21 protein-coding genes and 1 pseudogene are annotated in these 26,003 nt (G+C 73.9%); 17 read left to right on the top strand and 5 right to left on the bottom strand.

The window, feature by feature from the left end; genetic code table 11:
• Positions 1-12: 12 nt before the first annotated feature.
• The 8 genes and pseudogenes from ACZ52J_RS03155 (at position 13) to ACZ52J_RS03120 (ending at position 9,590) form a co-directional block, all read left to right on the top strand.
• Positions 13-955 (top strand): annotated as a pseudogene (locus ACZ52J_RS03155) (NTP transferase domain-containing protein).
• Positions 956-975: 20 nt separating this feature from the next.
• On the top strand, positions 976-2,160 hold the full coding sequence (locus ACZ52J_RS03150) for a molybdopterin molybdotransferase MoeA (RefSeq protein WP_465615396.1): 1,185 nt from the start codon (positions 976-978) through the stop codon (positions 2,158-2,160).
• Positions 2,161-2,182: 22 nt separating this feature from the next.
• The gene (locus ACZ52J_RS03145) at positions 2,183-3,229 is read left to right on the top strand and encodes a potassium channel family protein (protein ID WP_465615394.1); all 1,047 of its coding nucleotides are present in this window, start codon (positions 2,183-2,185) and stop codon (positions 3,227-3,229) included.
• Between the two features lie 48 nt (positions 3,230-3,277).
• Positions 3,278-4,255, top strand: a complete 978-nt coding sequence (locus tag ACZ52J_RS03140; RefSeq protein ID WP_465615392.1) for an NAD(P)H-quinone oxidoreductase — start codon at positions 3,278-3,280, stop codon at positions 4,253-4,255.
• Positions 4,256-4,427: 172 nt separating this feature from the next.
• Positions 4,428-5,198: a hypothetical protein gene (locus tag ACZ52J_RS03135; RefSeq protein WP_465615390.1), complete on the top strand. Its 771-nt coding sequence runs from the start codon at positions 4,428-4,430 to the stop codon at positions 5,196-5,198.
• Positions 5,199-5,413: 215 nt separating this feature from the next.
• Positions 5,414-6,028 carry a bacterial proteasome activator family protein gene (locus ACZ52J_RS03130; protein WP_360502428.1) on the top strand — a complete coding sequence of 205 codons (615 nt, stop codon included), beginning with the start codon at positions 5,414-5,416 and terminating at the stop codon, positions 6,026-6,028.
• Between the two features lie 279 nt (positions 6,029-6,307).
• The gene (locus ACZ52J_RS03125) at positions 6,308-7,738 is read left to right on the top strand and encodes a protein kinase domain-containing protein (RefSeq protein ID WP_360502427.1); all 1,431 of its coding nucleotides are present in this window, start codon (positions 6,308-6,310) and stop codon (positions 7,736-7,738) included.
• Positions 7,739-7,850: 112 nt separating this feature from the next.
• Positions 7,851-9,590 (top strand): protein kinase domain-containing protein, encoded by a 1,740-nt coding sequence (locus tag ACZ52J_RS03120; protein WP_465615387.1) that lies wholly within the window; start codon positions 7,851-7,853, stop codon positions 9,588-9,590.
• A 5-nt stretch (positions 9,591-9,595) separates the two neighbouring features.
• On the opposite strand, the gene ACZ52J_RS03115 is transcribed toward ACZ52J_RS03120, so the two are convergent.
• Both ACZ52J_RS03115 and ACZ52J_RS03110 read right to left on the bottom strand, forming a co-directional pair.
• The gene (locus ACZ52J_RS03115; RefSeq protein WP_396289935.1) at positions 9,596-10,636 is read right to left on the bottom strand and encodes a phosphotransferase; all 1,041 of its coding nucleotides are present in this window, start codon (positions 10,634-10,636) and stop codon (positions 9,596-9,598) included.
• A 125-nt stretch (positions 10,637-10,761) separates the two neighbouring features.
• On the bottom strand, positions 10,762-11,445 hold the full coding sequence (locus ACZ52J_RS03110; RefSeq protein ID WP_465615385.1) for a response regulator: 684 nt from the start codon (positions 11,443-11,445) through the stop codon (positions 10,762-10,764).
• A 401-nt stretch (positions 11,446-11,846) separates the two neighbouring features.
• Here ACZ52J_RS03110 and pdhA point away from each other — a divergent pair, with 401 nt between their 5' ends.
• From pdhA to ACZ52J_RS03095, 3 genes are read left to right on the top strand one after another with little or no spacing between them, the layout of a single operon-like run.
• A complete protein-coding gene (gene pdhA / locus ACZ52J_RS03105; RefSeq protein ID WP_465615383.1) occupies positions 11,847-13,001 on the top strand; it encodes a pyruvate dehydrogenase (acetyl-transferring) E1 component subunit alpha in 1,155 nt (384 codons plus the stop codon).
• Positions 13,001-13,975 carry an alpha-ketoacid dehydrogenase subunit beta gene (locus ACZ52J_RS03100; protein WP_465615382.1) on the top strand — a complete coding sequence of 325 codons (975 nt, stop codon included), beginning with the start codon at positions 13,001-13,003 and terminating at the stop codon, positions 13,973-13,975. Before pdhA ends, ACZ52J_RS03100 begins: the two co-directional genes overlap by 1 nt.
• A 14-nt stretch (positions 13,976-13,989) precedes the next feature.
• The gene (locus ACZ52J_RS03095) at positions 13,990-15,444 is read left to right on the top strand and encodes a dihydrolipoamide acetyltransferase family protein (protein WP_465615380.1); all 1,455 of its coding nucleotides are present in this window, start codon (positions 13,990-13,992) and stop codon (positions 15,442-15,444) included.
• A gap of 79 nt (positions 15,445-15,523) precedes the next feature.
• On the opposite strand, the gene ACZ52J_RS03090 is transcribed toward ACZ52J_RS03095, so the two are convergent.
• Positions 15,524-16,462 (bottom strand): LPXTG cell wall anchor domain-containing protein, encoded by a 939-nt coding sequence (locus ACZ52J_RS03090; RefSeq protein ID WP_465615378.1) that lies wholly within the window; start codon positions 16,460-16,462, stop codon positions 15,524-15,526.
• Between the two features lie 207 nt (positions 16,463-16,669).
• Between ACZ52J_RS03090 and ACZ52J_RS03085 the strand changes: the two genes are divergently transcribed.
• The 3 genes from ACZ52J_RS03085 (at position 16,670) to ACZ52J_RS03075 (ending at position 20,838) form a co-directional block, all read left to right on the top strand.
• A complete protein-coding gene (locus ACZ52J_RS03085) occupies positions 16,670-17,893 on the top strand; it encodes a benzoate/H(+) symporter BenE family transporter (protein WP_465615376.1) in 1,224 nt (407 codons plus the stop codon).
• A gap of 165 nt (positions 17,894-18,058) precedes the next feature.
• Positions 18,059-19,291 carry a M64 family metallopeptidase gene (locus tag ACZ52J_RS03080; RefSeq protein ID WP_465615374.1) on the top strand — a complete coding sequence of 411 codons (1,233 nt, stop codon included), beginning with the start codon at positions 18,059-18,061 and terminating at the stop codon, positions 19,289-19,291.
• Positions 19,292-19,452: 161 nt separating this feature from the next.
• Positions 19,453-20,838 carry an MFS transporter gene (locus ACZ52J_RS03075; RefSeq protein ID WP_465615372.1) on the top strand — a complete coding sequence of 462 codons (1,386 nt, stop codon included), beginning with the start codon at positions 19,453-19,455 and terminating at the stop codon, positions 20,836-20,838.
• Between the two features lie 109 nt (positions 20,839-20,947).
• Here the strand turns inward: ACZ52J_RS03075 and ACZ52J_RS03070 are convergent, their stop codons facing one another.
• Positions 20,948-21,769, bottom strand: a complete 822-nt coding sequence (locus tag ACZ52J_RS03070) for a maleylpyruvate isomerase family mycothiol-dependent enzyme (protein ID WP_360502404.1) — start codon at positions 21,767-21,769, stop codon at positions 20,948-20,950.
• A gap of 173 nt (positions 21,770-21,942) precedes the next feature.
• Here ACZ52J_RS03070 and ACZ52J_RS03065 point away from each other — a divergent pair, with 173 nt between their 5' ends.
• The 3 genes from ACZ52J_RS03065 (at position 21,943) to ACZ52J_RS03055 (ending at position 24,799) form a co-directional block, all read left to right on the top strand.
• Positions 21,943-22,740, top strand: a complete 798-nt coding sequence (locus ACZ52J_RS03065) for a carbon-nitrogen family hydrolase (protein ID WP_465615369.1) — start codon at positions 21,943-21,945, stop codon at positions 22,738-22,740.
• Positions 22,741-22,921: 181 nt separating this feature from the next.
• Positions 22,922-24,034: a GntR family transcriptional regulator gene (locus ACZ52J_RS03060; RefSeq protein ID WP_465615367.1), complete on the top strand. Its 1,113-nt coding sequence runs from the start codon at positions 22,922-22,924 to the stop codon at positions 24,032-24,034.
• Between the two features lie 117 nt (positions 24,035-24,151).
• Positions 24,152-24,799 carry a hypothetical protein gene (locus ACZ52J_RS03055; protein ID WP_360502397.1) on the top strand — a complete coding sequence of 216 codons (648 nt, stop codon included), beginning with the start codon at positions 24,152-24,154 and terminating at the stop codon, positions 24,797-24,799.
• Positions 24,800-24,866: 67 nt separating this feature from the next.
• On the opposite strand, the gene ACZ52J_RS03050 is transcribed toward ACZ52J_RS03055, so the two are convergent.
• On the bottom strand, positions 24,867-25,652 hold the full coding sequence (locus ACZ52J_RS03050; protein ID WP_465615365.1) for an SLATT domain-containing protein: 786 nt from the start codon (positions 25,650-25,652) through the stop codon (positions 24,867-24,869).
• Between the last annotated feature and the right edge of the window lie 351 nt (positions 25,653-26,003).

The following is a 26,003-nucleotide window of genomic DNA, read 5'->3' as shown; positions in this document are numbered from 1 at the left end:
GATACTGGCCGCATGACGCCGTACGACGTGATCGTTCCGGCGGGCGGGGCCGCCCGGCGCCTCGGCGGGGCCGACAAGCCCGGCCTGACGGTGGGCGAGACCACCCTGCTCGACCGGGTGCTCGCCGCCTGCGCGGACGCCCGCACCACCGTCGTGGTCGGCCCGGTCCGGCCGACCGCGCGCACCGGCGTCCGCTGGACCAGGGAGCAGCCGCCCGGCGGCGGGCCGGTCGCCGCCGTCGCGGCCGGGCTCGACCTGGTCACCGCGGACACCGTGCTGCTGCTCGCCGCCGACCTGCCGTTCCTGGACCGGCGGACCGTGCACCGGCTGGCCGCCGCCCTGGACGGGGCCGGGCCGACCGTGGACGCCGCCGTGCTGGTCGACGCGGGAGGCCGCGACCAGCCGCTCGCCGCCGCGTACCGCACCGCCCCGCTGCGCGCCGCGCTGGCCGCCCTCGGCGACCCGGCGGGCCGGCCGCTGCGCCGCCTGGTCGGCGGGCTGGCGCACCTGCGGGTCGCCGACACCGACAACGTCGCGTACGACTGCGACACCTGGGAGGACCTGGAGCAGGCCCGGGAACGCGACCGGAACTGAGCCGCACGACGCCGGTCACCGGGCTGTGAGCGAAATGACGCGCCCCGCACACGGGGCGAACACCTCCGGGAAACCGCCGATCAGGCAGCATGGGCGCATGGAGCGCACGCTGGATGACTGGATCGCCGAGGTCAAGGCCGACCTGGGCATCGACCTGGACGTGGACGTCCGAGGTCTGCTCGACATGGCCCGGGTGGTCGCGCACGGGGTGGCCCGGCCGGCCGCGCCGCTGACCGCCTTCCTGATCGGCTACGCCGCCGCCCAGCGGGGCGGCGGGTCGGAGGCCGTCGCCGAGGCCGCCCGACGGACCGAGGCCCTCGCCGAGGGGTGGGGCGCCGCCGACCGGCCGGGCGAGCGGTGAGCGCCGTCGGGCAGACGACCGTGACCGCCCCGTCCACCGGCCCCGCCGTGTCCGGCTGGCCCCGGGCCCGCGAGACCGCGCGCCGGGCCGGGCTGCGCCCGCTGCCCGGGATCGGGCTGCCGCTGGCCGAGGCGCTCGGCCACACCCTCGCCGAGCCGCTCGGTGCGCTGACCGACCTGCCCGCCTTCGACACCTCCGCGATGGACGGCTGGGCGGTCGCCGGGCCCGGCCCGTGGCGGGTCGCCGGCCGGGTGCTGGCCGGACCGGCCGAGCCGGCGCCGCTGGCCGACGGCACCGCCGTGGAGATCGCCACCGGCGCCCAACTGCCGTCCGGGGCCACCGCCGTCCTGCGCCGCGAGCACGGGCGGACGGACGGCACGCTGCTGCGCGACTGCGGCCCCCGACAGTTGACCACCGGCCAGGACGTCCGGCCCCGCGGCCAGGAGTGCCGCCGGGGCGAGGAACTGCTGCCGGAGGGCACCCTGGTCGGGCCGGCCGTGCTGGGCCTGGCCGCCGCCTGCGGCCACGACCGACTGGTCGTCCGCCGCCGTCCGGTCGTCCAACTGCTCGTCCTGGGTGACGAGTTGCTCGCATCCGGGATCCCCGGCCCGGGCCTGGTCCGGGACGCGCTCGGGCCGCTGCTGCTGCCCTGGCTGCGGGCCGCCGGCGCCGAGGTCGCCGACGTGCGGTACGTGCGCGACGACTTCGGACTGCTCCGGGACGCGCTGCGGCACTCCACCGCCGACATCGTGGTCACCACCGGCGGGACGGCCGCCGGGCCGGTCGACTTCCTGCACCGGGCGCTCGACGAGGCCGGCGCCCGGCTGCTGGTGGACGGCGTCGCGGTCCGGCCGGGGCACCCCATGCTGCTGGCCGAACTCCCCGGCGGGCGCCACCTCGTCGGCCTGCCGGGCAACCCGCTGGCCGCCGTCGCCGGCATGGTCACGCTCACCCTGCCCCTGCTGCACGCCCGCAGCGGACGGGCCGCCGGTGCCCCCGCCCTCGCGCCCGCCGCGGCCGCACTGCCCGGGCACCCGGCGGACACCCGGCTGCAGCCCGTCCGGCGCACGGCCGAAGGCGTCGTCCCGCTCGCCTTCGACGGGCCCGCGATGCTGCGCGGGCTCGCCCGGGCCGAGGCGCTGGCCGTGGTCCCGCCCGGCGGAGTGGCGGCCGGGGGGACGGTCGAGCTGCTGGAGGTGCCGTGAGCGGGGAAAGCCGGGCCGGCGCATGAGCCGCCTGCGGGGCACCCGGGCGCCGGGCACCGAGCCGTGGGCGGACGCCGGGATCGTGCTGCCCGCCCGCCGGTCCGAGCCCGCCGTACGGCAGGTCGGCTTCCGGCTGCTGCTGGCGCTCGCCGTCCTGGTCGCCACCACGCTGATCGTCTACGTCGACCGGGACGGCTACAACGACAACGCCGGCGGCGGGCTCAGCTTCCTCGACGCGGCGTACTACGCGACCGTGACGCTCTCCACCACCGGGTACGGCGACATCACCCCGTTCAGCGACGGCGCCCGGCTCACCAACATCTTCGTGGTCACCCCGCTGCGCGTGCTGTTCCTGATCATCCTGGTCGGCACCACGCTGGAGGTGCTCACCGAACGGACCCGCCTGCAATGGCGGTTGAACCGCTGGAGGTCCACCGTGCGCGAGCACACCGTCGTCATCGGGTACGGGACGAAGGGCCGCAGCGCCGTCGACACCCTGCTCGGGCAGGGGGTGAAGAAGGAGGAGATCGTCGTCGTCGACCCGCAGCGCAAGGTGATCGACCACGCCGCGCAGCACGGCCCGGTCGGGGTGGTCGGCGACGCCACCCGCACCGACACGCTGGTGCGCGCCGCCCTGCCCACGGCGGCCCGGGTGGTGGTCGCACCGGAGCGGGACGACACCGCCGTGCTGATCACGCTGACGGCACGCCAGCTGAACCGCAACGCCACCGTGGTCGCCGCCGTGCGGGAGGACGAGAACGCCCCGCTGCTGCGACAGAGCGGCGCCGACGTCGTGGTCACCAGCTCCAGTTCGGCCGGACGGCTGCTCGGGCCGTCGATGCCCAGTCCGCACGCCGGGGCGGTGATGGAGGACCTGCTGACGTACGGCAACGGGCTGGACGTGGTGGAGCGCCCGGTCACCCGGGCCGAGGCCGGGCACAGCCCGCGCCGGTGCGAGGACCTGGTGGTCGCGGTGGTCCGCGGCCGGCGGGTGATCAACTACACCGAGCCGGAGGCCGCCGTGCCGCAGCTCACCGACCGGGTGATCGTCATCAAGTCGACCGGCTGACGCGGGCCCTGCCCCGCGGAGCGCCCTGACGCGCAGTAGGTTCGGGACATGCATGCGATGACGATTCCCGTACCCGGCGGCCCCGAGGCACTGGTGTGGGCCGAGGTGCCCGACCCGGTGCCCGGCGAGGGCGAGGTCCTGGTCGAGGTGGCGGCCACCGCCGTCAACCGTGCCGACCTGCTCCAGCGGCAGGGCTTCTACAACCCGCCGCCCGGCGCCTCGCCCTACCCGGGGCTGGAGTGCGCCGGGCGGATCGTCGCGCTCGGGCCGGGGGTGTCCGCCTGGGCGGTCGGCGACGAGGTGTGCGCGCTGCTGGTCGGCGGCGGCTACGCGGAGCGGGTCGCGGTGCCGACCGGGCAGCTGCTGCCGGTGCCCAAGGGGCTGAGCCCCGAGCAGGCCGCGGCGCTGCCGGAGGTCGCCTGCACGGTGTGGTCCAACGTCTTCCTCACCGCGCACCTGCGGCCCGGCGAGACCGTGCTGCTGCACGGCGGCGCGAGCGGCATCGGGACCATGGCGATCCAGCTGGCCAAGGCGATCGGCGCGCGGGTCGCGGTCACCGCGGGCAGCGCCGAGAAGCTGGCCCGGTGCACCGAACTGGGTGCGGACATCGCGATCGACTACCGCGAGCAGGACTTCGTCGAGGCGCTCCGGGAGGCCACCGACGGAGCCGGGGCGGACGTGATCCTGGACATCATGGGCGCCAAGTACCTGCAGCGGAACGTGGACGCGCTGGCGGTCAACGGGCGACTGGTGATCATCGGGCTGCAGGGCGGGGTGAAGGGCGAGCTCGACCTCAACGCGCTGCTGCGCAAGCGGGCGGCGGTGATCGCCACCAACCTGCGCGGGCGGCCGCTGGCGGAGAAGGCGGCGATCGTGGCGGCGGTGCGGGAGCACGTGTGGCCGTTGGTCGAGTCCGGGGTGGTGAAGCCGGTGGTGGACCGGGTGCTGCCGCTGACCGACGCGGGCGAGGGGCACCGGGTGCTGGAGGCCGGGGAGCAGGTCGGGAAGGTCGTGCTGCGGGCCTGAGGGGCGGCCGGCCTGAGGAGCGGCCGGGGTGATGCGGTGGCCTGGGTGATGGGCGGGCGGCTCTTCGAATGTCCGAAATGCCTGAATTATCGGATCGTGCGAGGCTGGTCCGGAGCTGTCCCGCCGCCGACCCCGCCCCCGGGCGCGGCCGGCCGTCGGAAGGACTCCGACCGTGGCCGCATCACCGCACGCACACCTCGGGCCGCTGCCCGTAGCGCCGCACCACCGTCGTACCCGTCGCCGCTCCGGCCCGGGCCGCGCCCAGCGGCTGTTCGCGGCGGCCGTGCTGGGGCTCACGCTCCCCCTGGCCGCCGCGTCGGCGGCGGTGGCGATGCCCTCGCCCTCGACGGGGGTGACGCCTTTCCCTTCGCCTTCTCCTTCACTTCCTCTCCCGCCTCGTTCCTCCGCCCCTGCTCCGACCCCGGACCTCGCGGCAGGGGCGCCGAGCGCGGCGGCGACGGCGCCGGAGTCCTCGACCGCGCCCAGGCCGGCGGCCGCGCCGCCGCAGCACCCGGCACCCCGCCCGCACCAGGACGGCGACGGCCCCCGAGCCCACCGGCACCGCCCGGCGTCCCTGCCGGAACGGCCCGACGCCACCGTGGAACAGGCCCCGGACCAGGCCCCGGACCAGGCGACCGACCAGGCCCCTGGCCAGGCCGTCGACCAGGCTCCCGAGCAGGCCCCGGACCAGGGCGTCAAGGCCGACCAGCCGGTGGCCGACCAGGCCGACCCGGGCGCCCCGGAGTCGGCGGCCCCCGGCGACGCCGTCGCACCGGACGCCGTCACGGCCGCCTCCGGCCGGCCCGTCGCGGCCGCCGGCCTCCCGATCGTCCTCCCCGCCCGCTGGCAGGACGCCTCCACGACCCAGCTCCCGCTCGGCGTCGGCCTCGGGCTGATCGGCTGCGGCCTGGGGCTGATCGGCGTGCGGCTGCGGAAGGGCTGAGCCGGGGCGGCGGCCTCCGGTGGGGGTGGAGGTTCGGTGCGGGTTCCGTGGGGTGGGGGCGGTGGTGGGCGGCCGGCCCGCGGGGCGCGGGATCTGAGTACCCGTACGGATTCCCGCGCGGCGCGTGGGGGCGTACCGTCGTCAGGGGTGGCGCAGGACGGCGGGACGAACGGGGGCTTCCGCCCGACCAACCCCAGTGAGAGAGAATGTTGTTCATGACGAATCCGATGAACGAGCGCTCGTCGCAGGAGCCCTACCAGGCCGCCGGCGGGCAGTCGCAGGACGGCCAGAAGGTGCTGATCGTCGGACCGGACGGGATGCCCGTGGGCCAGGGCTTCGCCGGCCCGGCGGGGGAGGGGGACGACGACATCGACATGCCGCGCGAGCTCCCGGTGACCGAGATGGTCGAGCAGCCCGCCAAGGTCATGCGCATCGGCAGCATGATCAAGCAGCTGTTGGAGGAGGTCCGGGCGGCGCCCCTCGACGAGGCGAGCCGGGTCCGGCTGAAGGACATCCACGCGAGCTCGATCAAGGAGCTCGAACTCGGCCTGGCCCCGGAGCTGGTCGCCGAGCTGGAGCGGCTGTCGCTGCCGTTCACCGAGGACACCATCCCGACCGAGGCCGAGCTGCGGATCGCCCAGGCCCAGCTGGTCGGCTGGCTGGAGGGCCTGTTCCACGGCATCCAGACCGCGCTGTTCGCCCAGCAGATGGCGGCCCGGGCCCAGCTGGAGCAGATGCGGCGGGCGCTGCCGCCGGGTCTGCACGGCGGGGACCAGGACGAGGACGAGCCGGGCCAGGGCCGCGGCATCCGCTCCGGCCCGTACCTGTAGTCCGGTACCCGGCGGCAGGTCCGGCGGCCGCCGGACCGGACGTACCACGACGACCCGTCCCGGGCCGCGTCGCCGGGATCCGGCGCCGACGGCCCGGGCCCAGGAGCGGCCCTGGGCCGATCACCGTCGGCGCGAGCCGATACCCTGACCCCTGTCGCAGGCCGGTCGGGCCGCCGCGACAGGGGTCCGCCAGGCCAGCGGGCCGGGCCCACCAGCACGGACGAGACCGAACGTCACGGGTTGCGGCAGCACGGCCGCGCCGAGGGGGAGCAGAGGACCATGAGCGAGCACGGCAACGCGGCGGTCGAGGGCTTCTCCCTGGGCAACGGCCGTTATGTGCTGCAGCGGCTGCTGGGCGAAGGCGGCATGGCGTCCGTGCACCTCGCCTACGACAGCGTGCTGGACCGGCAGGTCGCGCTGAAGAGCATGCACAGCGAACTGGGCCGGGACGACTCGTTCAAGGAGCGGTTCCGCCGCGAGGCCCAGGCAGTGGCCCGGCTGGAGCACCCGAACATCGTCACGGTGTACGACAGCGGCGAGGACATCGCCCCGGACGGCTCCAGCACGCCGTACATCGTCATGCAGCTGATCGACGGCCAGGGCCTGCGCGAGGCGATCAACGAGGCGATCGGCCAGTACGGCGCGATGCCGACCGAGGCGGCCCTGAAGGTCACCGTCGGCGTGCTGAACGCGCTGGAGGCCTCGCACGACATGGGCCTGGTGCACCGCGACATCAAGCCCGGCAACGTCATGTTCGACCGCAAGGGCAATGTCAAGGTCATGGACTTCGGCATCGCCCGGGCGCTGGAGTCCGGCGTCACGTCGATGACGCAGACCGGCATGGTGGTCGGCACCCCGCAGTACCTCTCGCCCGAGCAGGCGCTCGGCAAGCCGGTGGACGCCCGCTCCGACCTGTACTCGGTCGGCGTGATGCTCTTCGAGATGCTCACCGGCCAGCTGGTCTTCGACGGCGACTCGGCGTTCTCGATCGCCTACAAGCACGTCCAGGAGGAGCCGCCGGCGCCCTCCGCCCTCAACCGCTCGGTCACCCCCGAGGTGGACGCCTTCGTCGCCCAGGCGCTGCGCAAGGACCCGGCGCACCGGTTCCAGAGCGCGGCGGCGATGCGGGACGAGGCGGAGCGGCTGATCGAGGCCGCGAAGGGCGGCGGCAGCGGGCACAAGCTGCAGGCCAGCACCCCGCTGGTGATCAACGAGGGCCCGCGTTCGGTGCACGCCGCCCCGCAGGCTCCGCACACGCCGCCGCCGCAGTACCCGCAGCAGGGGCAGCAGCCGCAGTACCAGACGCCGCCGCCGGCCTACCAGACGCCGCGTCCGCAGGCCCCGCACACCCCGCACCCGCAGTACCTCCAGCAGGGGCAGCAGCCGCAGTACCAGACGCCGCCGCCGGCCTACCAGACGCCGCGTCCGCAGGCCCCGCACACCCCGCACCCCTTCGCCCAGCAGGCGCACACCCCGCCGCCGCAGCCGATGCCGCCGTACCAGCAGCCGAAGGCGTCCGGCGGCGGTGGCTGCTCGACGGCCGTGGTCGTGGTCGGGATCATCGTCGGCGTGCTCGTGCTGGCCGGCATCATCATCGCGATCGTGGTCAACAACGCCGACAAGAAGACGAATGGCAAGTTCGGCCACGCCGAGCGTCCGGCGAACGTCCTGGTGGTCGACCTGCCGGCCGACCGGAATGGCCGGCTCTGACGGATTCCGACCGGTTCACGGGTGCCACGGCTGCGCGCCGGAAGCGGTAGCGTTCGGGGATACGTAGGCGACAGGGCACCGCGATCCGAGCGAACGCCCGGGGCGAGGAGCGATGGCACAGACGCAGCAGCCGGATGACGACGCGGGTGCCCGAGCGGCCGGCCGGACCGGCGGGACGCCGAGGATTCCCGAGCCCGGCAGCGATGCCGCGACCTCGGCGCTGCCGCCCGTCTTCGGCTCCGGCGGCCCGCACACCCCCGGTCGCGGCACCGCCGCACCGCTGGGCACCGTCGGTGACGGCCGCTACCGGCTGACCCACCGGCTGGGCCGCGGCGGCATGGCCGAGGTGTTCGCCGCCGAGGACGTGCGGCTGGGCCGCACCGTCGCCGTCAAGCTGCTGCGCGGCGAGCTGGCCCAGGACGACGTCGCCCGGCTGCGGTTCACCCGCGAGGCGCACGCGGTCGCGGCGCTCAACCACCACTCGATCGTCTCGGTCTACGACACCGGCGAGGAGTACGTCGGGGACGAGTCCACGCCGTACATCGTGATGGAGCTGGTCGAGGGCCGGACCGTCCGCGAGCTGCTGGCGGACGAGGAGGCGCCGCCGGTCGACCAGGCGCTGATCATCATCGCCGGGGTGCTGGAGGCGCTCGCCTACAGCCACCGGCACGGCATCGTCCACCGCGACATCAAGCCCGCCAACGTGATCATCACGACCGCCGGCGCGGTCAAGGTGATGGACTTCGGCATCGCCCGGGCGCTGACCGGCGGGGCCACCACGATGACCCAGACCGGCATGGTCATGGGCACCCCGCAGTACCTCTCGCCCGAGCAGGCGCTGGGCAAGCCGGTCGACCACCGCTCCGACCTGTACGCGGCCGGCTGCATGCTGTTCGAACTGCTCACGCTGCGCCCGCCGTTCACCGGCGACACCCCGCTCTCGGTGGTCTACCAGCACGTCCAGGACCTGCCGATGCCGCCCTCGCAGGCCAACGGCCGGGTGCCGGTCGGCCTCGACCCGCTGGTGCTGCGCTCGCTCGCCAAGAACCCGGACGACCGCTTCCAGGACGCCGACGAGTTCCGTGCCCACCTGCAGCACGCGCTGCGCGAGATGCACGGCGCGGCCGGGGCCGGCTGGGTCGGCGCGGGCGGGGCCCCCGGCGACACCGGCGCGACCCAGGTGCTCCGGCCGGACCAGGCGGCGGCCACGGCGGCCTTCGGCGTGGTCCGCCCGGGCGACCAGACCTCCGTGCTGCCCTACCAGGGGGCGGGCGGCTCCACCCCCGCGACCTCCTACTCGGGGGGCGGCGGCCTGTACGGCGGTGGCGGCGAGGGCGACGGCGACGACGGGCACGGTCGGCGGCGCGGGCCGTGGGCCTGGGTGGCCGGCGCCATCGCGGTGCTGGTCGCGGCCGGTGCCGGAATCGCGTTCGCGCTCAGCGGCGCCGACAACGGCGGCACCAAGGACCACGTCCTGCCTCCGACGCCCGAGCCGGTGGTCAGCACGACCGAGCCGACCACGCCGACCCAGAGCGGTCTGCCGAGCCCGCCGGCGTCGGTCTCCGGCAGCAGGAAGCCGCAGCAGCCGACCGAGCCCGGCAACAACAGCGGGAACAACACCGGGAACAGCGGCAACAACATGTCGCCGTCGGCGAGTTCGGGCAAGCACACGCCGACTCCGACGCCGACGCCGACCCCCACCCACTCCGCGACGGGCAGCTCGTCGGCGACTCCGACCGGCGGGTCGACCGGGGGGTCCACGTCGACCCCGGGCGGCGGGGGCGGCACGCCCACCAACCCGGCCCCGCCGAGCTCCACGAAGGGGCCGATCTCGCCGCCGACCCTCGGCTGAGCCGGTCAGTTGGCGAAGGCGTCCAGGACCTGCTCGTACTCCTGGCACCACCACGCCAGCTGGCCCGCCGAGGCGGGGTAGAGCGGGTCGGCCCGGTGGTCGGCCCGCTGGTAGCGCCACTGCAGCATCCAGAAGTCGTTCAGCCGCTCCCACCACACCCGGTGGGCGGCGGCGGCCAGGTGCTCGGAGGTGGCGGCGCCGGAGGCCCGGTAGGCCTGGGAGTAGCGGCGGACCCGGACCAGGTCGAGGACGCCCGATGCCCGGTCGTTGAACAGCAGGGTGGCGGCCCGGACGGCCTCCTCGGCGCGCGGCTGCGGGCCGAGCTTGTCCCAGTCCAGGACGGCGGCCACCCGGCCGCCCGCCGGGTCGTCGTCGTACAGCAGGTTGAGGCCGTGGAAGTCGCCGTGGGTCCAGCCGGTGGGCGGGGCGGCCTGCGGGGCGGGGCGGCGGTGGGCGTGTTCGGCGAGCAGTTCCAGCCGTTCCGTGAGCCGTTGCTGGACGAGCGCGTCCAGTTCCCCGTACGGGCGGTGCTCGCGGGCGCGGCGCCGCAGGTCACGGGCGAGTTCGGCGCTGTCGGCGGGGTCGGCGCTGCGGTAGCCGGCGGGCGGGTCGAAGGGGGCGCAGACATCGTCGAGCGCGCCGTGCAGCCGGCCGAGCAGCGCGCCGAGCGCCTCGCACTGCGGAAGGTCGAGCTCGGTACCGTGCCGGTGTCGGCCGTCGGTCCACGGGAACAGCGCGAACAGCCGGCCGCCCCAGCCGGCCATCGTGCCCGAGCGTCCGGCGCAGGCCAGCGGGGGTGCGACGGGCAGTCCGAGGGTGTTCAGCGCGGCCATCGCGCGGTGGTGGGCGAAGATCTTGGGACGGCTGGCGGTGGCGGTGTCGACGTAGCACTTCAGGAAGTACGGACCGGCCTCGGTGATGACCCGGTACCCCCGGTTCAGCAGGCCTTCGGCGACCGGTTCGGCGGTCAGCAGGCGCCCCACCCGGTAGCGGGTCAGGACCTCGGCGAGCGCGGTGTGCGGGACGGGCGGGCTGAGGGTCCCCATCGGCGGTGCGGAGAGGTCGGGGCGGGCCGGGGCGCAGGCGAGGGTCTGGCTGAAAGTCACAGCCAGAGGTTATGGCCCCCTGGCGGGGGCCCTTGACAAACCGTCAGACCTGTGAAACTTCCACGTCAGTGCTGGTGGTCGGCCTGGTGCCGCGCCACGAAGGCCGCCGCTTGGGTGCGTCGCTCCATGCCCATCTTGGCGAGCAGACTGGAGACGTAGTTCTTCACCGTTTTCTCGGCCAGGTGCAACTCGTTGCCGATCTGACGATTGGTCATCCCCTCGCCGATCAGATCGAGGATCCGCCGCTCCTGCTTGGTGAGTTGGGCCAGCCGTTCGTCCTCCTTCTCGCCGCCGTCGCGCAGTCGGGCGAGCACCCGGCTGGTGGCGACCGGGTCGAGCAGCGAGCGGCCGGCCGCGACGTCCCGGACGGCGGTGATCAGGTCGGTGCCGCGGATCGCCTTCAGGACGTAGCCGGAGGCGCCCGCCATGATCGAGTCGAACAGCGCCTCGTCGTCCGAGAACGAGGTCAGCATCAGGCACTTGATGTCCGGCAGCCGGGACCGGATCTCGCGGCAGACCTCGACCCCGTTGCCGTCCGGCAGCCGGACGTCGAGCACCGCGACGTCGGGGTGGACCGCGGGGATCCGGGTGAGCGCCTCGGCGGCCGTGCCGGCCTCGCCGACCACCTCGATGTCGTCCTCGACCGAGAGCAGATCGTGCACACCCCGCCGGACGATCTCGTGGTCATCGAGCAGGAATACCCTGATTTGTCCGTTGTCAGTCACGTCCAAAGCCTCCCATATCGCCATACGAAAGACCTATCACTCGCAACGCCGTGACGACGTGATCCGGCCAGAGTCACCGAAACCGATACCGAGAACCCCCTTACGTACGGGCGTCTGCCCGGATAACGTGCGCTGGTGTCCTGAAGGCGCTCGAATTGAGAGCTGCGTCACGTCGCCCGTCACCCCCACCCTTCCGACGGCGGTCCGAGCGCGGCACCCTCGGGGTTGTAGGCCCTGAACAAGTAGGACGTCCTAGCGCAAGCGCGCCAAGGGCGGACGCTGGGTAACGTTCTCGTGAGGGACGCCGTCGGAACAGGATCACCACCTGCCCCGCAGTAGGTGCGCACACCCACGCGCGCCCCGCGAGGCGGTGACCGGACCGGTCACCGGCGACCCCGGGCGGCCGGACAGACCGAGGAGTGAACGTGACCGTCAAAAGCACGGCGAGGGCTCGCAAGAAGGCGGCCCCCGCTGTTCCTGACACCCTCCGCGCCACGGGTACGGACGCCCAGCCGGAGCTCGTCCAGTTGCTCACGCCGGAAGGCGAGCGGGTCGAGCACCCGGACTACCCCCTCACCACCACTCCGGAGGAGCTGCGCTCCCTCTACCGCGACCTGGTGCTGGTGCGCCGGTTCGACGCCGAGGCCACCGCGCTGCAGCGCCAGGGCGAGCTGGGCCTGTGGGCCTCGCTGCTCGGCCAGGAGGCCGCCCAGGTCGGCTCCGGCCGCGCCATGCGCACCGGCGACTACGCCTTCCCCACCTACCGCGAGCACGGCGTGGCCTGGTGCCGGGACGTCGACCCGCTGAACCTGCTCGGCATGTTCCGCGGCGTGAACCACGGCGGCTGGGACCCGAACGAGAAGAACTTCCACCTGTACACCATCGTGATCGGCGCGCAGGCCCTGCACGCCACCGGTTACGCGATGGGCATCAGCAAGGACGGCACCGACGACGCGGTGATCGCGTACTTCGGCGACGGTGCCTCCAGCCAGGGCGACGTCAACGAGGCCTTCACCTTCGCCTCGGTCTACAACGCGCCGGTGGTGTTCTTCTGCCAGAACAACCAGTGGGCGATCTCCGAGCCCACCACCACCCAGACCAAGATCCCGCTGTACCGTCGCGCCTCCGGCTTCGGCTTCCCCGGCGTGCGGGTCGACGGCAACGACGTGCTGGCCTGCCTCGCGGTCACCCGCTGGGCGCTCGACCACGCCCGCAGCGGCAACGGCCCGGTGCTGATCGAGGCGTTCACCTACCGGATGGGCGCCCACACCACCTCCGACGACCCCACCCGTTACCGGCACTCTGAGGAGACCGAGGCCTGGAAGGCCAAGGACCCGATCTCCCGGCTCCGCGCCCACCTGGACAAGGAGGGCCTGGCCGACGAGGAGTTCTTCGCCTCCGTCGACGCCGAGAGCGAGAAGCTGGGGCTGCGGGTGCGCGAGGGCGTGCGCAGCATGCCGGACCCGGACCCGACCCTGATCTTCGACCACGTGTACAGCGAGCCGCACACACTGGTCGATGAGGAACGGGCCGAGTACGTCGAGTACGCGGCCTCCTTCGAGGCGGGGGAGAACCTCTGATGGCCGGTCAGCTGAGCATCGCGAAGGCGCTGAACGGGGCGCTGCGCAAGTCGCTGGAGAACGACCCGAAGACCCTCCTCATGGGCGAGGACATCGGCAAGCTCGGTGGCGTCTTCCGGATCACCGACGGCCTGCAGAAGGACTTCGGCGAGGGCCGGGTGATCGACTCCCCGCTCGCCGAGTCCGGCATCGTCGGCACCGCGATCGGCCTGGCACTGCGCGGCTACCGCCCGGTGGTGGAGATCCAGTTCGACGGTTTCGTCTACCCGGCCTTCGACCAGATCGTCTCCCAGCTGGCGAAGATGCACGCCCGCGCGCTCGGACACGTGAAGATGCCGGTCACCATCCGCATCCCGTACGCGGGCGGCATCGGCGCGGTCGAGCACCACAGCGAGTCGCACGAGGCGTACTTCGCGCACACCGCCGGTCTGCGCGTGGTCAGCCCGTCCAGCGCGCACGACGCGCACTGGATGCTGCGGCAGGCGATCGAGTCGGACGACCCGGTCATCTTCCTGGAGCCCAAGCGCCGTTACTGGGACAAGGGCGAGGTCGGCGACGCCGCCGACCTGGGCCTGCACGACGCCCGGATCGTCCGGCCCGGCACCGACGCGACGCTGATCGCGTACGGCCCGATGGTCAAGGTCTGCCTGGAGGCCGCCGCGGCCGCCGAGGAGGACGGCCGCCGGCTGGAGGTCGTCGACCTGCGCTCGCTCTCCCCGGTGGACTTCACCACCCTGGAGGAGTCGGTCAAGCGCACCGGCCGCGCCGTCGTGGTCCACGAGGCACCGGTCTTCCTGGGCATGGGCGCCGAGCTGGCCGCCCGGCTCACCGAGAAGTGCTTCTACCACCTGGAGGCGCCGGTCCTGCGGGTCGGCGGCTACCACGCGCCGTACCCGCCGTCCCGGGTCGAGGAGGCCTTCCTCCCCGACCTGGACCGCGTGCTCGACGCCGTCGACCGCGCACTCGCGTACTGATCCAGGGGGCGAAGATGACCACCGAAGTTCGCTCGCTCCGCGAGTTCAAGATGCCCGACGTGGGCGAGGGCCTCACCGAGGCCGAGATCCTCAGCTGGTACGTCAAGCCCGGTGACACCGTCACCGACGGGCAGGTCGTCTGCGAGGTGGAGACCGCCAAGGCGGCCGTGGAGCTGCCCATCCCGTTCAACGGGGTGGTCGAGGCACTGCACTTCCCCGAGGGCACGACGGTCGACGTCGGCACCGTGATCATTTCCGTCGCGGTCGCCGGGGAGGCGGGGGCCGCGGCTCCGGCCGCCCCCGCCCCCGCCCCCGCCGCGGCGGCGCCTGCCGCGCCGGCTCCCGCCGAGGAGGCCGAGCCGGAGCGCCGCGAGGTGCTGGTCGGGTACGGCCCGCGCACCGGCGTCGCCCAGCGTCGGGCCCGGCGGACGACCACCACCACGGTCACCGCGACCACGCCGGCCCCGGCACCGGCGGCACCGGCGGCACCGGCTGCTCCGGTCGCTCCGCCTGCTCCGGCGCCGGTGGCCGAAGCGCCCACCGGGGACCGGCCGTTGGCGAAGCCGCCGGTCCGCAAGCTGGCCAAGGACCTGGGCGTCGACCTGCGCGACGTGACCCCGACCGGCCGGGACGGCGTGATCACCCGCGAGGACGTGCACACGCACGCCACGGCCAAGGCCGCTCCGGCCGCCCCGGTGGCGGAGGCCGCCGTGGCCGCCGTGACCGAGCCGGTCGCGGCGCCGGTGCCCGTGGCCGGGTCCGCCACGGGCGATGTCCGGGTGCCGATCAAGGGCGTCCGCAAGGCGACCGCGCAGGCGATGGTGGCCTCGGCCTTCACCGCCCCGCACGTCACCGAGTTCGTCCAGGTCGACGTGACCCGCACGATGAAGTTCGTCCGCCGGCTCAAGGAGAGCGGCGAGCTGGGCCGGGACGTCCGGGTCAGCCCGCTGCTGCTGGTCGCCAGGGCGCTGCTCACCGCGGTCAAGCGGCACCCCGAGATCAACGCGCAGTGGGACGAGGCGGCCCAGGAGATCGTCATCCGGGGCCAGGTGAACCTCGGCATCGCCGCGGCCACCCCGCGCGGCCTGATCGTCCCGAACATCAAGGACGCCGGGTCCAAGACCCTGTCGGGGCTGGCCGTTTCGCTCGGCGAGCTGGTCGAGACCGCCCGCCAGGGCAAGACCTCGCCGGCCGACATGCAGGGCGGGACGATCACCATCACCAACGTCGGCGTCTTCGGCGTCGACACCGGCACCCCGATCCTCAACCCGGGCGAGGCCGCCATCCTCGCCTTCGGCGCGGTCCGGGAACTGCCGTGGGTGCACAAGGGCAAGGTGGTCCCGCGTCAGGTGACCACGCTGGCGCTCTCCTTCGACCACCGCCTGGTGGACGGGGAGTTGGGCTCCAAGGTGCTGGCCGACACGGCTGCCCTGCTGGAGCGTCCCAAGCGCCTGATCACCTGGGGCTGATCGCGCACAGCACGCCGAAAGGGGCCCTCCTCCGCACCATCGTGCGGGGGAGGGCCCCTTCGTTTGCGCCCGTCCGACGTCAGCGCTGGGGACGGAGTCGACGGACGGCGATCAGGACGCCGGCCCCGAGGGCGAGCAGGGCGGCGGAGGAGAGGGCGAGGAAGGTGTTGGTGGAGGATGCGCCGGTCTGGGCCAGCTCCGGGGTGCCGGTGGGGGCGGTGGCGGCCGGCGCGGCGGAGGGGGTGGCGACGGGCGCGGCCGGGGCCTTGGCGGGGGTCTTGTCCGCAGCGGGCTCGGCCGGGGCGGGCTTGGCCGGGGCGGGCTTGGCGGTCTCGGTGTGCGCGGGCTTGGGCGTGGCCGGGGCGGTCGGCTGGGCGGGGGCGGCGGTCCGGGCCACGTGGTAGGTGTGCGTGTCCCCGACCACGTCCGGGAAGCCGGGAGCCTTGGCGACCAGGCCGACCTGGATCTCGGCCACGTCCTTCGGCGCCTTCGCGGAGAGGCCCACGCGGAACATGAAGTCGGCTGCCCGGCCGTTCTCCAGGCGCGGGGTGGTGGTGGCGGGGGAGGTGACGGTGAAGAGCGTCGGGTCGCAGCCGTGGCGGAGGGCGACGGGCTTCCAACCGCCGGCGGTGGCGACCTCGACCGTGAAGTCCTGGAGGTTGGTGCCGCCCTTCGGGTTGAACAGCGAGAGCATCGCGGAGACGTTCTGGTACGGGGCGCCGGTGAAGTTGGTGACGCCGACGCCGACCTCGACCTTGGGGCCGCCCGCGGTGATGGTCTGGCCGTCCGGGGTCATGTGGAAGCCGACGGTGTAGGCGCCGTCGTGCTGTGCCGGGGCGGCCGGGGCCGTCACGGCGGTGGTGTCGCCGTCGCTGTCGCCGCAGGCCCAGGCGGTGTCGGTGGCGAGGAACTGGATGCCGCCGGCGAGGACGGTGGTGGCGGCGAGGACGGCGATGCGGCGGCGGCCGGAGAAGGCGCGGTCGTTCTTCGCAAAACGGGTGATAACGGACGTGCGCATGACGTGACTCCCCAGGGTCATGTGACTGACGGTGTGTTGGTGAAGACGACCGGCCCCGCTCTTACCGAGCGGAAGCGCCCCCCGGCTCTGCCGGTCTTGCTCTCCGTGCCTTCATCCGTATAGACGCGCATCCCCGCCGGGGGTTGCAGGTGGATTCAAAACTTTTTTTCGGGAGTCTTCGGAAGGCCGCTTCGGGATACTTCCGGGATGACGGATGAACTGACGATCAGACCGGAAACGGCGCCGGTCGGGAGCGGGGAACGTCGGTCGCTGCGGCGGGACGTGTCGGGGCCGGCGCTGCTGGCCGGGCTGGTGTGCGTCGCGGTGTCCTTCTCGGGACCGCTGGTGGTGGTGCTCGCGGCGGCGGCCGCCGGACGGCTGGATCCGGCGCACACCGCGTCCTGGATCTGGGCGGTGGCGATCGGCAGCGGGGTGAGCGGCTTCGCGCTGAGCTGGTGGACCCGGACGCCGGTGATCACCGCCTGGTCCACCCCGGGGGCCGCGCTGCTGGTGACCAGCCTGGGCGACTACCCGTACCGGGAGGCGGTCGGGGCGTTCCTGGTGAGCGCGGTGGTGGTCACGCTGTTCGGGGTGACCGGCTGGTTCGGCCGGCTGATCGCGGCGGTGCCGGTGGGGATCGTGAACGCGATGCTCGCGGGCATCCTGTTCTCCTTCGGTGCCGGGATCTTCGGCGCCGTGCACAGCGCGCCGGTGCTGGTGGTGGGCGGCTTCGCGGCCTTCCTGCTGGCCAAGCGGTTCGCGCCGCGGTACGCCGTACCGGTCGCGCTGCTGGTCGGCGGGGTGCTGGCGGCGCTCACCGTCGGACTGCCGCTGCACCTGGGCTCGGGCGGGCCGACCGTGCCGGTGCTGACGGTGCCGGCGTTCTCCTGGTCGGCCCTGGTGGGGCTGGCGCTGCCGCTCACGATCGTCGCGCTGGCCTCGCAGAACGCGCCCGGCCTCGGGGTGATGCGGGCCTCCGGCTACCGGGCGGACGACCGGCTGCTGATCGGCTCGACCGGCGCGGTGTCGATGCTGATGGCGCCGTTCGGCTCGCCCGGGGTGAACCTGGCGGCGATCACGGCGGCGATCTGCTCGGGCCCGGAGGCCCATCCGGACCCGCGCCGCCGGTACGTCGCCGGGATGTCCTCGGGCGTGCTGTACGTGCTGGTGGGCAGCTTCGGCGGGGTGCTGGTCAGCCTGTTCACCGGGCTGCCGAAGGAGCTGATCGCGGTGATCGCCGGGGTCGCGCTGCTGGCCTCGCTGCAGGGCAGCCTCGCGGCGGCGGTCGCGGAGGAGCGCGGGCGGGACGCGGCGGTGGTGACCTTCCTGGCGAGCGCCTCGGGGATGAGCCTGTTCGGGATCGGCTCGGCCTTCTGGGGGCTGCTGTTCGGGCTGGGCACCCATCTGGTGCTGGGCTTCCGGAAGGCCTGAGCGGGGATGTGGTTGGTATGACCCGTATGACTGGGAGGATGCGGATCGTTCGGCCAGGTCGGTGACATTTGCGTCCTCCGGTGGGGGCGACACGCCGGTCCGGGTACGTCTCCGCTCCACCACCCGGGCGACGCCGGGTGACCGGAGCCCCGAGGACGCACCCGTATGCCGCCTGGCAACCCTGGCCGTCTCGTCCGGAGTCTGGCCGCGCTCGTGCTGGTGTCCACCGCCCTGCTCCCCGCCGCCCTGGAGCTGGCCGGCCCCTCGCCGTTCGGCGTGATCGGGCCGGGAGTCCCGGCCGACCGGGCGGTGCCACCGCACACCGCCCTCCGCGCCGACCAGCGGATACCCGCGGCCGCCCCGACCGTCGACATACGCCGCACCGGGGACCCGGCCAACCGGATCACCCTGGTCCTGCTCGGCGACGGCTACACGGCGGGCGAGCAGGACGTGTTCCGGCAACAGGCCGACAAGGCCTGGCACGCACTGATGGACATCGAGCCCTTCCGCACCTACCAGGGCTTCTTCAACATAAGGCGGGTCGAGGTGGTCTCCCCGGTCTCCGGGATAGCCGAGACCGAGAGCCGAGGCCGCAACCCGGCCACCCCGCTCGGCATGCACTTCTGGTGCGAGGGCACCGCCCGGCTGCTCTGCGCCGACGAGGCCGCCACCGCCCGGTACGCGGGGGACGGCGCCGGGCCGCAGTACCTGATCGCGCTGGCCAACTCCACGGAGTACGGCGGCGCCGGCGGCACCGGGGTGACCACCCTGGCGGGCGGCAGCCAGGATGCCGGACGGATCATCCAGCACGAGATCGGGCACACCGTGGGGGACCTCGGCGACGAGTACGACAGCGCCCCCGACGATGCCGACTACCCGAACCTCTCCACCCTCAACGCCGACGACATGCGCAAGAAGCAGACCAAGTGGTGGCGCTGGCTGGGCGCCGTGTCCCCGGACGGCGCCGGGACCGTCGGGGCGTACCGCAGCGGCAACGGCCTCTACCGGCCGACCCCGGACTCGGTCATGCGCACCCTGGGCAGCACCTACAACCTGCCCTCGCGCGAGGCGATCATCGAGGAGCTGTACCGCAAGATCCGCCCGACCGACGCCCCGCTGCCGCCGCCCGGCGAGGTGACCGGGCGGCCCCGGCTCGACGTCCGGCCGCTGCCGCTGACCGGACCGCGGCAGCTGAAGGTGGAGTGGAAGGTGGACGGCGTCCCGGTGGCGTCGCAGTCCGCCGACGGCTCCTGGCTGGACACCGCGCGGCTGGACCTGGCCCCGGGCCGGACGGCCACCGTGACGGCCACCGTCCGGGACACCACCGACTGGGTGCGGGACGAGGCCTTCCGGGACCGCTTCATGACCCGGTCGGTGTCCTGGACGCTGACCGGCTGAGGATGCTGCCCGGTTGAGGCCGCTGACCGGCTGAGGATGCTGCCCGGTTGAGGCCGCCGACCGGCTGAGGCCGGGGTGGCGCACCGGCGGATCCACGGGTCCGAGGGGGCGCGGGTTCGCGCCCGGACGACCGAACCCCGCCCTGGGCCTCCCATCATGGGATGACTAATCTGGGTCGCACTATGACCGTGGAGCCCGCCCCTTCAGCAGCGCCCCTGTCCGCCTCCGCTCCCCTCCCCGCGCCCGTCCCCGTCTCCGTGGCTGTCTCCGCGCCCGCGCCGCCCGGTGGCCGTGCGGCCTGGCTGGCCTGGTCCGTGGGCGTCAGCGTCTACGTCCTGGCCGTCATCCACCGCACCAGCCTCGGCGTGGCAGGGCTGGACGCCGCCGACCGCTTCGGCATCGGCGCCTCGGCGCTCTCCACCTTCTCGATCCTCCAGGTCCTGGTATACGCGGCCATGCAGATCCCGGTCGGCCTGCTGGTCGACCGGTTCGGGCCGCGCCGGGTGCTGCTGCTCGGCGTGCTGCTGCTGAGCACCGGCCAGCTGGCCTTCGCGTTCAGCTCCTCCTTCGCCCCTGCGCTGGCCTCCCGGGCGGTGCTCGGCTGCGGCGACGCGATGACCTTCATCAGCGTGCTGCGGATCGCCGCCCGCTGGTTCCCGCCGGCCCGGAACCCGTTCGTGGCCCAGCTGACCGGTCTGGCCGGGATGGGCGGCAACCTGGTCACCACCGTGGTGCTGGCCCAGGCGCTGCACAGCGAGGGCTGGACGCCCACCTTCGCTGCGATCGCGCTGCTCGGTGTGGCGGTGTTCGCGCTGGTCGCGCTCTTCCTCCAGGAGGCTCCGGCCGCCCCCGTACAGCCCCTGGACCGATCGGTGGACCGTCCGGTGGACCAGCGGACCCGGCCGGGCCTGCGTCGGCAGGTGCTGGACTGCTGGCGGGAGCCGGGCACCCGGCTGGGCCTGTGGGTGCACTTCACCACCCAGTTCCCCGGCAACGCCTTCGGCCTGCTCTGGGGCCTGCCCTACCTGGTCGAGGCACAGGGCATGTCCCGGGCCGGAGCCGGCGGGCTGCTGACCCTGCTGGTGCTCTCCAACATGACCTGCGGCTTCGTCTTCGGGCGGCTGCTCTCCGCCTCGGCGCGCACCCGGATGCCGATCGTGCTCACCACCATCACCGCCACCGCGCTCGGCTGGGCGCTGGTGCTGGCCTGGCCCGGCGGTCACCCGCCGACCTGGCTGCTGGTCGGAATCATCCTGGTGATGGGCAGCAACGGCCCGGCCTCGCTGGTCGGCCTGGACTACGCGCGCTCACGCAACCCCTCGGAGCGGCTCGGCACCGCCTCCGGGATCGTCAACATGGGCGGCTTCATCGGCACGATGATCACGCTGTTCGGCATCGGCGTGCTGCTGGACGCGCTCTCCCCGGACGGCGCCGGGGCGTACTCGGCCACCGCCTTCCGCTGGGCGTTCTGCTGGCAGTACGTCCCGTTGGCGGTGGGCACGGCGATGATCCTGCGGCTGCGCCGGAAGGTCGCGGCCCACGGCTGAACCGGCCGGGGCCGAACCGGCCCAGGGCTGACCTGGCCCAGGGCTGACCGGCCCGGGGTTGACCGGCCCGGGGCCGAACCGCGGCCCCGGGCCTCTCGCGGCGCGGGCGTCAGATGGTGACCGAGAAGTTCGCCAGCACCCGCTCGGCCAGCTCCTTGTCACCCTCGACGGAGACCGGCCCGGGCCGACCGCGGCCGCAGGCGAGCCGCAGGTACGTCTCCCAGTCCATGGCGAGCTGGACGTCGGGGGCCAGACTGATCGACTCGTCCACGGTGCAGTGGCCGGTGGCGTCCACCCGGACGGTGCGCAGGAACTCCACCGGGCCGGTGACGTCCAGCACCAGGGCCGTCCCGGCCGGGACGCCGGCCTTGTTGGCGACGGCCTTGGGCAGCAGCTCCAGCAGCAGGTCCCGGGCGATCAGGGCGGCCGGGGCGTCCAGGTTGCCGGGGGCGTCCAGGGCCCGGCGCAGGTCCTGCTCGTGCACCCAGACGTCGAAGGCCCGCATCCGCAGCAGCTCGTGGTACGGGACCTCCCTGGCGAGCGGTCCGGCCGGCCAGCGCACCGGCTCGTCGGGCGTCTGCTTGGCGTTCCGCAGCGCCCGGGAGCGGCGGATGATCGTGTACTCCAGCTCGCCGGTCATCTCCAGCGCGGTGTGGCAGCGGCGCTTGTCGACGGGCAGTTCGACGTAGCGGGAGAACTCGGTGGTCACGTGACGGAGGTCACGCGGCAGCGAGTGGATCGGGCGCGGGTCGCCGAGCAGCTCGGACTCGACCGCGATGACGTGCGAGACGACGTCCCGGACGGACCAGCCGGGGCACTCGGTGGCCCGGTTCCAGGATCCCTCGGGAAGGGGGGCGACCAGCTCCGATATGGACTCGATGCTCTGGGTCCACGCCTCGGTGTAAGCCTGCACCGTCTGGTTGTCCGTCACGGGAATCTCCGGCCCTCCGTCAGCTTCCTTGCCGTCTGTGCCCCGCCGTCACCGCCGGTCGGGATGGTCCGGCTTCCGGGCGCACACGCTAACCGCACGTTACGCTGCCGGGAGACAGCTGGGCAGCGCTTTCGGGTGACGATCGTAGGTCTCTTGCCGTGGACGGTGGTACTGTGCGCGCTTCATTGATCCAACTCGCGGTCTCCGACACGGAGCCGCCCGCCGAGCGGCGGGCCAGGGCCGCGGCGCTGGTACGGGCGCAGCAGGGCGCCGACCTGGTGGTCCTGCCGGAGTTGTGGCCGCTCGGTGGTTTCGCGTACGACCTCTGGTCGGACGGCGCGGAGAGCCTGGACGGGCCCACCTCCGACGCGATGGCGGCCGCCGCCCGGGCCGCCGGGGTCTGGCTGCACGCCGGTTCGATCGTCGAACGCGATCCGGACGGGCCGATCTACAACACCTCGATGCTCTTCGCCCCGGACGGCGAGCTGGTGCACACCTACCGCAAGATCCACCGCTTCGGCTTCGACAGCGGCGAGGCGGTGGTGATGGGCGCCGGTCAGGAGATCGTCACCGCGCCCACCGACTTCGCCACGCTGGGCCTGGCCACCTGCTACGACCTGCGCTTCCCGGAGCTGTTCCGGGCGCTGCTGGACGCCGGCGCGCAGCTGCTGGTGGTCCCGGCGGCCTGGCCGGCCCGGCGGCGCGAGCACTGGACGCTGCTGGCCCGGGCGCGAGCGGTGGAGGAGCAGGCCTTCGTGCTGGCCTGCAACACGGCGGGTACGCACGCCGGGGTGGAGCAGGCCGGGCACAGCATCGTGGTGGATCCGTGGGGGCGGGTGCTGGCCGAGGCGGGGACGGAGGAGCAGGTACTGACGGTCGAGTTCGACCCTGCCGAGGTGGCCAAGGCGCGCCAGGAGTTCCCGGTGCTGCGGGACCGCCTGCTGGGGATCCCGGCGCCGGTCCAGCGCTGAGCCCAGCCCGGTCCGGCGCAGCGCCGGCCCCGGTCCGGCGCTGCGCGGAGCCCGGCTCCCGGCGTTTTCGGAGGGTTGGTTCGTACGTGGCCCGGGCGGGTTTGAGAAGATGAGCACTCGTCGTGTTCCCGCCGGTCCGTCGAGGCCCGGCACGGTTGGCCCGCCCGAGGAGGTCGCGCCCATGCCTGGCAACGGCGCAGGCGACTCCCCCCGCCCCGTCATCCACCGCAACAGCCTGCGCGAGCAGATCGCCGGCGCGCTGCGGGAGGAGATGATGGCCGGCCGACTGGAGGCCGGCCGCAACTTCACCGTCAAGGAGATCGCCGAGCTGTACGGCGTCTCCGCGACCCCGGCCCGCGAGGCGCTGGTCGACCTCGGCGCGCAGGGACTGCTGCGCGCCGAGCACCACCGCGGCTTCACGGTGCCCGAGCTGTGCTGGGACGACTTCCTGGAGATCTTCGAGTCCCGGGTGCTGCTCACCGACAGCTTCCACCGCCAGTTCTCCGCCCGCCGGTCCCTGCCCGACCTCAGCCGGCTGCCCTCGCTGCACCGCCGGGCCGACGCGGCCGTCCGGGCCGCCCGGGCCGGGAACCTGGACGTGATGGTGGGCTGCGACCGCCGGTTCTGGCAGGAGGTCGCCGGGCTGCTCGGCAACCGCCGGATCGCCGACTACCTGGACTGGCTGCGGGTGCAGTCCTGGATGTTCGCCGCCCCCTACCTGCGGGAGATGCCCAGCCTGGCCGGGGTCTGCTGGGACCGCCACCCCGACCTGGTCGAGGCGATCGAGGCAGGCGACCTGGCCGGCGCGCACCGGATCATCTGCGAGTACAACCTGTACACCGCCCGGCTGCTGGCCGAGCTGGCCGGGCAGCCGCTGGAGTCGGTGACCGTCCTGGGACTGCTCGCCGAGACCACCGGGACGGAGCCGCCGCCCGTCCCGGCCCAGTCGTCGTCCGAGCCGCTGTCCGAGCCGCTGTCCGAGCCGCTGTCCGAGTCGTCGTCCGAGCCGTCGGCCGGTTCGTCGGCCGAGTCGTCGTCCGCGGAGCCCGCGCCCGCGTTCGGGCCTCTGTCGCGGCCCGCCGCGGGCCCCGCCGAGCCCGGCGGGGCCCGCGGCGAGCGGCCGCTGCGCGGTGACGAGGTCGGCCGGGAGCTGGGCCGGGAGCTGGGCCTGGGCCTCGGCCTGGTGCCGCAGCCCCGCTCGGTGCCGTACGGCCGGTTCGGCCGACGGCTGCCTTCGTCGGCCCCCGAGGCTCCGCGGGGACGGCCCGACCCGCACACCGCCCCGGGCCGGTAGGGTGAGCGGGCGTCGAACCGGGCGCCCCCCGAAAAGGGCCGTCCGAGTACCGACTCCGCCCCCGTCGTCGCCCCGCCCCGCGGGCGATCCCCGCCGCCCGGAGAGGAACTGCCGGCCATGGCTTGCGACCTCTGGCTCGTCCCACTGGTGGACGTGCTGAGCCACAGCCCCGACAACCCGTTCCGGGACGATCTAGCCCTCTACAACGCGGTGTTGACCTCGTACGGGCTCCCCGAGGTGCCGGTCTACGAGTTCGTCCCGGGCCTCAGCGGCGCGGTCGAGCCGATAGCCGCCTTCGACTACGACTCGCTGCACTTCCTGCGCCGCGCCTACCTGCTGGGCCTCACCGGCCTGGACATCACCCCGGTCGACGCGCTCGGCGGCGACTACGAGCAGCTGCTGGAGATGTTCGAGAGCAGCGCCGAACAGTCGCACCTGGTCTGGCACTTCGACCACGCGGGCGCGTACGTGCCGATCGAGTTCGCGGTGCCGCTGGTGGACGACGCGCTGCTCGCCTCCGGTGGCCCGCTCGGCTCCAGCCACGGACTGCTGCGTGAACTGCAGGCCGTGGCACCGGCGCTGGGCATCGACCCGCTCAACCCGCCGGACCCGACCCGGCCGCTCGGCCCGACCGGTCTGGAGCAGCCGTTCGGGCCGCCGATCGACGACGTGCACCCCTTCGCCCGGGAACGGCACGCCTGGTCGGGCCTGTACGCGGCGGCGGCCCGGAGCGTCACCCAGGGCTCGATGATCGTCTTCGCGTAGCGCCCACGGCCTGGGCGGCGGCCGCTACGACCACCGCTACGACCACCGCAACGACCGCCGAGGCGCCCTACCGCAGCGGCCCCTCCGGCGGCCGCTGGCGCGGCATGGTGGGCCTGGTGCCCGGCGGCGGCAGCACCCGCACCTGGGCGCCGACCCCCGGCTCGGAGCGCCCGCCCCAGCTCCCGGGGGCCTGGGTTGGCAGCTGGGTCATCGAGGCGCGGAACTCCAGCATCCATTCCGAGGTCTCGGTGCGGATCATGTCCGAGACGTCCTCGCAGAACCGGCGCAGTACGCCCAGGCAGCGCTCGGCGGCCTCGCCCGCGGTGCCCTCGGTCGGGCCGAGCACCTCGCGCACGCACTCCGACGCCCAGTCGAACTGGAACGCCTCCAGGCGGCGTTGCAGGGCCTGCGCGGTGGAGACGTCCCGCATCCAGCCGGAGGTGAGGCCGAAGGCCCGGTCGACGCCGTAGCAGGCGGCGGAGAGCGCCAGCCCGACGTAGCCCCAGCCGGTGCCGTGCGCCAAGCTGCCGGCCAGGTCGACCAGCGGGGCGGTCGCCCCGCCCACCGCGAAGCCGGCCGTGCCGAAGCGCAGCAGGCGTGCCCACCGGCGCTTCCAGATCCGGTCCCGGCGGTACCACTCGATCGCCTCGACCGCCCGCTCCTCGGACCAGCGGTAGAGCTCCTCCAGCCGTTCGGCCGGCTCGCCCCAGTCCCCGAGCGGGAACTGGCGGGTGCTCAGATCGGTCCGACGGCGGGTGGAGGCCGGCTGGACCACGGCGGTCGCGGGCGGGTCCTCCTCGCCGATCTCCTTGCCCCAGGCACTCTCCTCGGGCTGCATTTCCGGCTGGCTCACCTGTGGGGCTCCCTGTGGCGGGCGGGCGGCTGGGTACTGGCGGCGCATCGGCTGACGTGACGTCTGCCGGTGGTTGTCCAACAGCACTTCTTACCGCCAAATGGCTGACCATGGGGGAGCTTCCCGGTTGATCGTTACCGGTTTAGGCCATCGGAACCCGAGGTGAGCGGGTTGCGGGGCTCGGCGAGATTTCACCCGTCCGAGCGAGGGCCCGGTGACCCGCGGTCGTGACTCGCGCACCCACCGCCCACCGGACCCCCGCGGGCTTGGAGGATCCTCCGGCATCGTCGGCGTACGGAGCTCTTCTCCTGGAGGATCCGACGGGACCGGAGGGCGGCCGGAACGGGCCAC

Source organism: Kitasatospora sp. NPDC034035, from assembly GCF_055575755.1.
Note: the sequence above shows the minus strand (reverse complement) of the source record. Positions and strands in the feature narration are given on the sequence as shown.

What these genes read in the sequence shown, in the direction of transcription:
- ACZ52J_RS03145 (WP_465615394.1), top strand. Translation starts at nt 2,183, where the DNA reads ATGAGCCGCCTGCGGGGCACCCGGGCGCCGGGCACCGAGCCGTGGGCG.
- ACZ52J_RS03140 (WP_465615392.1), top strand. Translation starts at nt 3,278, where the DNA reads ATGCATGCGATGACGATTCCCGTACCCGGCGGCCCCGAGGCACTGGTG.
- ACZ52J_RS03130 (WP_360502428.1), top strand. Translation starts at nt 5,414, where the DNA reads ATGACGAATCCGATGAACGAGCGCTCGTCGCAGGAGCCCTACCAGGCC.
- ACZ52J_RS03125 (WP_360502427.1), top strand. Translation starts at nt 6,308, where the DNA reads ATGAGCGAGCACGGCAACGCGGCGGTCGAGGGCTTCTCCCTGGGCAAC.
- ACZ52J_RS03120 (WP_465615387.1), top strand. Translation starts at nt 7,851, where the DNA reads ATGGCACAGACGCAGCAGCCGGATGACGACGCGGGTGCCCGAGCGGCC.
- ACZ52J_RS03115 (WP_396289935.1), bottom strand. Translation starts at nt 10,636, where the DNA reads ATGGGGACCCTCAGCCCGCCCGTCCCGCACACCGCGCTCGCCGAGGTC.
- ACZ52J_RS03110 (WP_465615385.1), bottom strand. Translation starts at nt 11,445, where the DNA reads ATGGCGATATGGGAGGCTTTGGACGTGACTGACAACGGACAAATCAGG.
- ACZ52J_RS03100 (WP_465615382.1), top strand. Translation starts at nt 13,001, where the DNA reads ATGGCCGGTCAGCTGAGCATCGCGAAGGCGCTGAACGGGGCGCTGCGC.
- ACZ52J_RS03095 (WP_465615380.1), top strand. Translation starts at nt 13,990, where the DNA reads ATGACCACCGAAGTTCGCTCGCTCCGCGAGTTCAAGATGCCCGACGTG.
- ACZ52J_RS03090 (WP_465615378.1), bottom strand. Translation starts at nt 16,462, where the DNA reads ATGCGCACGTCCGTTATCACCCGTTTTGCGAAGAACGACCGCGCCTTC.
- ACZ52J_RS03085 (WP_465615376.1), top strand. Translation starts at nt 16,670, where the DNA reads ATGACGGATGAACTGACGATCAGACCGGAAACGGCGCCGGTCGGGAGC.
- ACZ52J_RS03080 (WP_465615374.1), top strand. Translation starts at nt 18,059, where the DNA reads ATGCCGCCTGGCAACCCTGGCCGTCTCGTCCGGAGTCTGGCCGCGCTC.
- ACZ52J_RS03075 (WP_465615372.1), top strand. Translation starts at nt 19,453, where the DNA reads ATGACTAATCTGGGTCGCACTATGACCGTGGAGCCCGCCCCTTCAGCA.
- ACZ52J_RS03060 (WP_465615367.1), top strand. Translation starts at nt 22,922, where the DNA reads ATGCCTGGCAACGGCGCAGGCGACTCCCCCCGCCCCGTCATCCACCGC.
- ACZ52J_RS03055 (WP_360502397.1), top strand. Translation starts at nt 24,152, where the DNA reads ATGGCTTGCGACCTCTGGCTCGTCCCACTGGTGGACGTGCTGAGCCAC.